The following is a 6856-nucleotide window of genomic DNA, read 5'->3' on the forward strand; positions in this document are numbered from 1 at the left end:
AACGCCTTAAGTTTAACTCCAATTATGCTGCTTAATGTTTTGTTACATAAATATGTTTTTTCCCGCCTACCTACTTATGAATCCACTTTTCCCTTGATGTTACAAAACTCACTCGACTTGGCTTATAGCAATTGGGAAATCTTCCATTCATACCTGTATTCAGCAACGCCATAAATAACTTGTTGCGCTAGCAGGCTTTTCGTGCTGGCAACTGGTTGGTAGAAGAAAGAAAGCAACAGCGAAGGTTTGTAAAATGGATGAAGTCGTCAAGAAAGTAGCTGCCTTGGGTTTACCAGGTATCATCTTGGTAGTAACGATGGCTGCGACAGGTTTAACAGGAGCGGCTGCAATCACAGCAGCTCTAGCATTTCTAGGTGGTCCGGCAGGAATGCTCGGAGGCATTGCCGTACTAGGTTTGACGGGATTGATTGCAGAGGCTCTGACAAAAGTAGGGTTAGAGGACTTGCTAACAGCAATTTATTGCCAAAGGCGCTTATCTGAGCCACACGGGAAACTTTTAGATGAGATTGAGCAATTATCCCTGTTTGACGGCGATATCAAAGAAAGGCTCAAGCAAACTGTGACAGATGGATGTGGCTGTTCAGCAGCCAGCGCTGCCAACATTTCAGATGTTACCCTTGAAGCTCGCGCCATTTTAGAAGCTGTCCCAGGAATGACACCAGCACACCACAGGGATTTTAACAGCTCCAATCCGATTATCAGACTTAGGGATGGAACAGCGGTTAGGGCTTGGAAAAACCCCCTCGGCGTTGACCACATTTTTTTAGCCGATCCTGATGGCAAAATGATTTACGGTGGCTTCGTAGGGTGGATTCACAGCGAGGGGTTGAATCAAGCGCTCTTGCAAATGAGAAGAGACTTGACGTAAAGTAGATAGGATAGAAAGCATATTGTAAATAAAAGTTAAGTTTTCCAAACCACTACCATGCCCTTATTAAGAGCTAAGGGTCATCTAGCAGAAACTTAAAGGCTAAATCACTGAGAATTTACTAACGGTTGCCACTTCAGATACATCAGAGTATAATGTTTGACATCAGCAAAAACTGTTAGAAATAGAGCATTTAGCTGTTTTCCAACAAGTAAGCACGGCTGTATCCAACCAGCACTTATACATCTCTAAATTTCTGATAGTCGTCTTGGTAGGCTTTTTTCTACGCCTCACCGCAAAGGCCTCCCACACTTCTTTGAACTCAGAACTCGATCGCTCCAAAATCGATCTGGGACCATCGCTCTAAATCTTGCCTTCAAACCTCTGATGCCAGAGGATATACCCCAACACGGTAATAACCAGAGTGATGCCTCCTCCTACCCAAGCCAGCATAGGATTGTAACCGCTACGGCTGAGGGTCTGCATCCATAGATGGGTGCGATCGGAGGATATTAACCAATCTGCGACGACCGGAAAAAGATACATCAAAGATGCACCAACGATAAGCCAGCCCACCATAGAGGCGAGGAGAAAGATAGTTTTGGCTGTAGATTGGCTACCCATGAGCAATTGCGGTAAAGAACTAACTTTGAGATTAGCTCTTGAGATGCGTTATGTCAGCACAGGTATAGCCCGAGACAGTGGGCGATGCAAGCGTGAAACTTTAGAATTGATTTGAAGCCAAAGGTAAAGGGCGTTGCTGATGCCAGGGTATGAAGGGCTAAATATGCAAGTCAGAGAAACCAGTATCCATAAAACTTCGGGATTTTCAAGTTATTTTTTTCATACCCTGATTAAGCAACGTTAGTAGCAGATGTTCCTTCACCGCATCAGACACAGTGTTATCACGGCGGCACTAGACGCAACAGACAGGGATGTGCGGAAGGTACAGAAGTTAAGCAGACACAAGAATCTAAACACCTTGATGGTGTATGACGATAATCGCGGCCGCGACCAAAGAGACGTTACCGATTTACTTGATGGGATGTTTTGAGCGATCGGCGGTTGCCCGTGTTCTCGGCGGGCGATCGGTGCAACTTGGTTGGGAGATACTTATGACAAACTGATGAAGTTTCTATTATTATTGGCAAAGTTTAAATCAAAGTTCGCGTATGTGGTTAAGTCGCTTCTCGTGGCTAAAGCGTTTATCAGTGATAATTCCGGCTTTCTCCCTGGCTTCTGTACAATCAGTTCAAATAGCCTTGAGCTTTCAGCCCAATCATAATTGGTCTTTCTCTGACACTTTTTCCCAAATTTTAATGCCAGTATTGGGTCCGCTGGCAATTTTTATTTTTCCCTACTCCGCTGATATAGTCCTAATTTATTTAATTTTAAGTGTAATTTTTTTGCCTATGGTTCTTGCTCATCCCATTTGGTTAAAGTGGTGGGCTGCAATTCTCACAACGATAGGGGCTTTTATTTTGGTATTTTTGGGTAAAATCCTTGTTTATTCAGGGGTTTAATTTCATGGCGATCGAGCTTCATCACATTGCGTTGCTTTTTAAGGATTTGTAGCACGTTTCCTGGCTTCGGATGCTTTGATATCATAACCGGAGTTAGGATTAGTTTTGTGCAATTGCATTAACAAATCGATGTAGAATTCGTAGTAGTCCTGCACTGTGGCAAGGTATGAGCTGCGGAGTTCTGCGGTGAGTATTTTACTGCGGAGATTTTCAATTATTTTAAGACAAGCTTCAATATCATTGAGAGCTTCGGTAAAATTGCCTAGCGATCGTTTGATAAAAGCCATGCTGTAGAGGGTGAGTGCTTCTTCCTCGGTTGCGCCAATTGCTCGAAAAAGAGGAAGGGACTGGTTGTAAGACTCTAGCGCTTTCTGCTTTTCTCCCAAATTTGCGTATAATAAGCCGATGTTGGTGAGTGTAAAGGCTTCCACACGGCGATCGCCTATAGCCCTGCTCAAGGGAAGGGACTGGTTGAAATACTCTAGCGCTTTTTGTTCTTCTCTCACCTCATTGTATAGACCGCCGAGGTTGTTGAGGGTTAGAGCTTCCCCACGGCGATCGCCTACAGCTCTTCTTAAGGGAAGAGACTGGTTGAAATACTCTAATGCTATGTAGTATTCTCCCAATTCTGCGTATAATAAGCCGATATTGTTGAGGGTAACGGCTTCCCAACGGCGATTGCCCACTGCCCGACTCAGGGGAAGGGACTGCCTGTAATACTCTCTTGCTTTTTCTTTGTCTCCCAACTTATTGTACACTAAGCCGATGTTGTTAAGGGTGATAGCTTCCGCATTGCGATCGCCCACTTTCCGACTAAGGAGAAGAGATTGGTTGAAATACTCTTTTGCTTTTTCTTTGTCTCCCCAATTTGCGTATACTAAGCCGATGTTGTTGAGAGTAGTAGCTTCCCCACGGAGATCGCCTACAGCCCTGCTCAAGGGAAGGGACTGGTTGAAATACTCTAACGCTTTCGGGTTTTCTCCTAAATCTGTATACCTTAAGCCGATATTGGTAAGGGTAATAGCTTCTTGCTTGCGATCGCCCACTCCCCGACTCAGGGGAAGAGACTGGTTGAAATACTCTAGCGCTTTCTCTTTTTCTTCCAACTTATAGTAAACCTCGCCGATATTGTTGAGGGTAATAGCTTCTTGCTTGCGATCGCCCACTCCCCGACTCAGGGGAAGAGACTGGTTGAAATATTCTAGTGCTTTCTCTTTTTCTTCTAAATCATTATAGACAACGCCAATTTTGCTGAGGGTGCTAGCTTCGCCATTCCGATCGCCTACTGCCCGATACAGTTTTAATGCTTCTTCATATTTGACAATCGCACTTCTTTTTGCTTCCGCTGTTCCTTGTTCGTAAAGTTTCTCGGCTTCTTCATATACTTTGTCGGCAGCATCACTACTGTTACTTTGTGCTATTTGTAAGCCTTTACCAACTGATACGGCTACTGCCACTGGCTGACTTAGCTGAAGCGAAAGTGCGATCGACATACCGACCAAAAACCATTGAGCGCGATCGAGCATAGCCACCCTTTTGTATTTTTGTTAATCTTAATCACTAGCCTGCTTAGTGTAAAGCAGGAAGAAGTTATGGGGATCGAGCTTCGCCAATTTCCTCAAGTCGGTAGCTCGATCGGCACAACAAATGGCTGAAATGACTGCATTTTTCGGTTGGTCAGTAACGAGCAATTCTTCTGCTAGATTGGTTCTACGTTTGGCGCGATCGAACGGCTGCAACGGCTCGCACAATTGCACCGCAGCCACGGTTCGCACGTCTGGCACTGTCGTCACGGCTCGGAGCGCACTTCCATTCGCAGGGTTAAGGCTAACGGCATTTTCACACCTCTGGCCCAGTTCCGTATATAAAATTGACAGAAAGGAGACGGTGCAGATGATAGAGGAAGAATTTAGAATACACGACCAAATCCAGTTAGTTTTGGCAGGAATCATTGGCAAGAATATTTATTTTCCACTCCAATTCGTTCCAGACATGAAAGTCGAACAAACAGAAAGTTACGTTCTCATTAATTCGGGCTACAAAACAGATACTTTTAATCTCGTTATTAGTAAAAAATTTGATAGCGAAGACGGAAAGCGTACTATTGCCAAGATGTGCGAAGAGTTTAATTCAGCTCGTTTACCAGCAGCTTGGTGGACTTGTGAAGAATTTCGGGATGCTTATGTCTTTTCAACCTTAGAAGAGTATGGATTTATCGAAGATGAAGTGGATATGGGTATGGTTGCAAATCTTGATGATTTACCACAAGACGTTCAGTATCCTCTTAATCTCAAGTTCCGCATGGCCACCTCTTTCAAAGAAATCAATGAGTTTGGAAAGATTATCGCTTCACTTTTTGAGCCACCAGATGACTTCGTTATGCAATTTTATCGGCGGGTGGGAGAGTTGGATAATTTGGAGAATCGTCCTTTGAGATTGTTTCTGGGGTATGTCGATAATAAGCCTGTTTGTACGAGTTCAATCTTTTTGCTTGGTCAGACAGCAAGCCTCTTTGATATCAGTACGCTGCAAGAATTTAGAAATCGGGGTTACGGCTCGGCAATCACACATTATACGCTCAGTTATGCCAAAAAACTCGGAGCGCTTTTTGCCACCCTTCAGGCAGCACCGGATGGTGTAAATATTTACAAGCGAATGGGCTTTAAGGAAACTTGTACTTTCCGAATCCACTCAAACAAAAGGAGGATTTTAGGATATTAAAGAAGTAGCCCTCAACATCTTTTTGCACGAGTTGCCCAGAAAGCCGATCGCCCCTGGTTGTCTCTTCAGTTTTTAAGCATGGAAGGGACAGGCTACCATTGATGATATAGTTGCGCGGCTGCGCCCCGCAACTATTAGCGGGCTACCCGCCTAAATTGTTCCGGGCACAATTGAAGACCTTCTTTAAGCAAGATATTGTCGGCAACAAATCTAGAATCTGCTCTAGAATCTGAGTTTCTGATAGCAGGTTTTACAATGCGAAGAATTGGGTAAAGTTTTTTGTTGCCGATAAGATTATGTGGTTTGCCATCAGGAGAAATAAAGAAAACCCACCGCTCCAAGGGTGAAATTCTACAAACTAGGGTGCCACTTTTTACAGTAAGGGGCCAGTCCTTACCTAATTCTTTTTCTGAAATAAACCGCTCCCTCTTTTCCGTCGTGCAACCTGTCGTTAGCAGCAATAGTCCACACACTACCGCATATTTTTTCCAGTTCATTTGATTTGTCTCCCAGATCCTCTTACTTTTCTTAAGTCTGCGATAAACTAACAAAGTTTTTATTCTTCACCTTTTGCTCTATACAGTCTGCTTTAAACGCCAAGCTGTAAGACTCGAATGCTTATTTTTTGATGCAATTATTGAAAACACAATTTACAACCTTCCTCAGATAATACCCTGTGGTCAACAAATTTATAATGTGGGTTTTGGGAGGCAGGTTTCAAAATTGAATAAATCGGGAGATATTTTCCCTTTGTTTCGCTCTTGCCTTCAAGGGTATATTCTTTGCCATCAGGAGAAATAAAGATAATGAAATGCACATCTTGCCAATAAGGGAGAACACAAGCCAAGGTGCCACTGGGTACGGTAAGTGGCCAATCCTTACCAAATTCTTTTTCTGAAACGGGTCGCTCGTTCCTTTGTGGCACGCAACCTGTTGCTAACAGCAGCAAACCTATCGCCAGACACTTCTTACAACTCATTAGACTTGCTCCCAGTTCCTCTTACTTTTCTTAAGTCTGGCACGAGGTAGCTCGGATGAGTTCGGATACGTTCATGGGTAACAGCGTCGGCGGGGACGCTAGTAGCGATATTGAAATTGTTGCTAGATCTGCTCAAAATTAGACTGGTAAAGCTAGGTTGAGACAAAGGGCAGGACAGCGATAGGTTTGCTGCTGAAACTCTGCAAATTGCGCCTTGCCGACGATTGTGTAAGAAATTGATGTTAATGGCTCTATCCTTTCGAGTCGCAGGACATATACGCGACCAGATGCGTCGCCTGCCACAATGGTGGCTCCATCGGACGCAACGGTACAGCAAAATAAGGTTGAAACTAGCGCTCGCCTCCCCACTTTCTCTCATCCCAGACTTTTAGGGTGTTGTCGTAACGGCACAAAAATAGCCCTTTGCCTGTCCCGAGTAATTGCGATTGCGTTGATGTAGAGATATAGCCGAGATACGTGCAAAATAGGACAAGACATAAAGTTTTGTAAATCAAAGACAAAATGACTTGAAGTAGCAAAGCCTGAAATGTTTAGCAGTAAAAGATGGACGCTGTTGGGGTCTGTACGGAGGCAGGGTATAACTAATAGACATCTCCGAAAACAATCAAAGCCTCTGTATAGTTAAGTTAAGTAGGTAGGCGCTGTCAAACACAATTATGTTAAGGATTGTAAAGTATCCAAATGCCCTAAGCGTGGCTAAGTTAGCCCTGTTGACATATTGTT

8 protein-coding genes are annotated in these 6856 nt (G+C 43.9%); 3 read left to right on the forward strand and 5 right to left on the reverse strand.

From position 1 onward, the window contains the following. The first annotated feature begins 253 nt into the window (after positions 1 to 253). Complete coding sequence (locus tag QUA25_RS28270) at positions 254 to 889, forward strand: hypothetical protein (protein WP_333042982.1); 636 nt, start codon at positions 254 to 256, stop codon at positions 887 to 889. A gap of 363 nt (positions 890 to 1252) precedes the next feature. Here QUA25_RS28270 and QUA25_RS28275 read toward each other — a convergent pair whose 3' ends face one another. Further along, a complete protein-coding gene (locus QUA25_RS28275) occupies positions 1253 to 1513 on the reverse strand; it encodes a hypothetical protein (protein ID WP_333042983.1) in 261 nt (86 codons plus the stop codon). Positions 1514 to 1881: 368 nt separating this feature from the next. Here QUA25_RS28275 and QUA25_RS28280 point away from each other — a divergent pair, with 368 nt between their 5' ends. Then, the gene (locus QUA25_RS28280; protein ID WP_333042984.1) at positions 1882 to 2016 is read left to right on the forward strand and encodes a hypothetical protein; all 135 of its coding nucleotides are present in this window, start codon (positions 1882 to 1884) and stop codon (positions 2014 to 2016) included. 434 nt (positions 2017 to 2450) lie between these two features. Here QUA25_RS28280 and QUA25_RS28285 read toward each other — a convergent pair whose 3' ends face one another. Beyond that, positions 2451 to 3938: a tetratricopeptide repeat protein gene (locus tag QUA25_RS28285; RefSeq protein ID WP_333042985.1), complete on the reverse strand. Its 1488-nt coding sequence runs from the start codon at positions 3936 to 3938 to the stop codon at positions 2451 to 2453. A gap of 27 nt (positions 3939 to 3965) precedes the next feature. Beyond that, the gene (locus tag QUA25_RS28290) at positions 3966 to 4205 is read right to left on the reverse strand and encodes a hypothetical protein (RefSeq protein WP_333042986.1); all 240 of its coding nucleotides are present in this window, start codon (positions 4203 to 4205) and stop codon (positions 3966 to 3968) included. Between the two features lie 100 nt (positions 4206 to 4305). Here QUA25_RS28290 and QUA25_RS28295 point away from each other — a divergent pair, with 100 nt between their 5' ends. Then, complete coding sequence (locus QUA25_RS28295) at positions 4306 to 5133, forward strand: GNAT family N-acetyltransferase (protein WP_333042987.1); 828 nt, start codon at positions 4306 to 4308, stop codon at positions 5131 to 5133. Between the two features lie 134 nt (positions 5134 to 5267). Here the strand turns inward: QUA25_RS28295 and QUA25_RS28300 are convergent, their stop codons facing one another. Next, positions 5268 to 5630, reverse strand: a complete 363-nt coding sequence (locus QUA25_RS28300) for a hypothetical protein (protein ID WP_333042988.1) — start codon at positions 5628 to 5630, stop codon at positions 5268 to 5270. 137 nt (positions 5631 to 5767) lie between these two features. Further along, positions 5768 to 6112: a hypothetical protein gene (locus tag QUA25_RS28305; protein WP_333042989.1), complete on the reverse strand. Its 345-nt coding sequence runs from the start codon at positions 6110 to 6112 to the stop codon at positions 5768 to 5770. Positions 6113 to 6856: the final 744 nt, after the last annotated feature.

This window comes from Microcoleus sp. Pol17C6, assembly GCF_036701145.1.
Taxonomy (GTDB): domain Bacteria; phylum Cyanobacteriota; class Cyanobacteriia; order Cyanobacteriales; family Microcoleaceae; genus Microcoleus.

What these genes read in the sequence shown, in the direction of transcription:
- QUA25_RS28270 (WP_333042982.1), top strand. Translation starts at nt 254, where the DNA reads ATGGATGAAGTCGTCAAGAAAGTAGCTGCCTTGGGTTTACCAGGTATC.
- QUA25_RS28275 (WP_333042983.1), bottom strand. Translation starts at nt 1,513, where the DNA reads ATGGGTAGCCAATCTACAGCCAAAACTATCTTTCTCCTCGCCTCTATG.
- QUA25_RS28280 (WP_333042984.1), top strand. Translation starts at nt 1,882, where the DNA reads ATGACGATAATCGCGGCCGCGACCAAAGAGACGTTACCGATTTACTTG.
- QUA25_RS28285 (WP_333042985.1), bottom strand. Translation starts at nt 3,938, where the DNA reads ATGCTCGATCGCGCTCAATGGTTTTTGGTCGGTATGTCGATCGCACTT.
- QUA25_RS28295 (WP_333042987.1), top strand. Translation starts at nt 4,306, where the DNA reads ATGATAGAGGAAGAATTTAGAATACACGACCAAATCCAGTTAGTTTTG.
- QUA25_RS28300 (WP_333042988.1), bottom strand. Translation starts at nt 5,630, where the DNA reads ATGAACTGGAAAAAATATGCGGTAGTGTGTGGACTATTGCTGCTAACG.
- QUA25_RS28305 (WP_333042989.1), bottom strand. Translation starts at nt 6,112, where the DNA reads ATGAGTTGTAAGAAGTGTCTGGCGATAGGTTTGCTGCTGTTAGCAACA.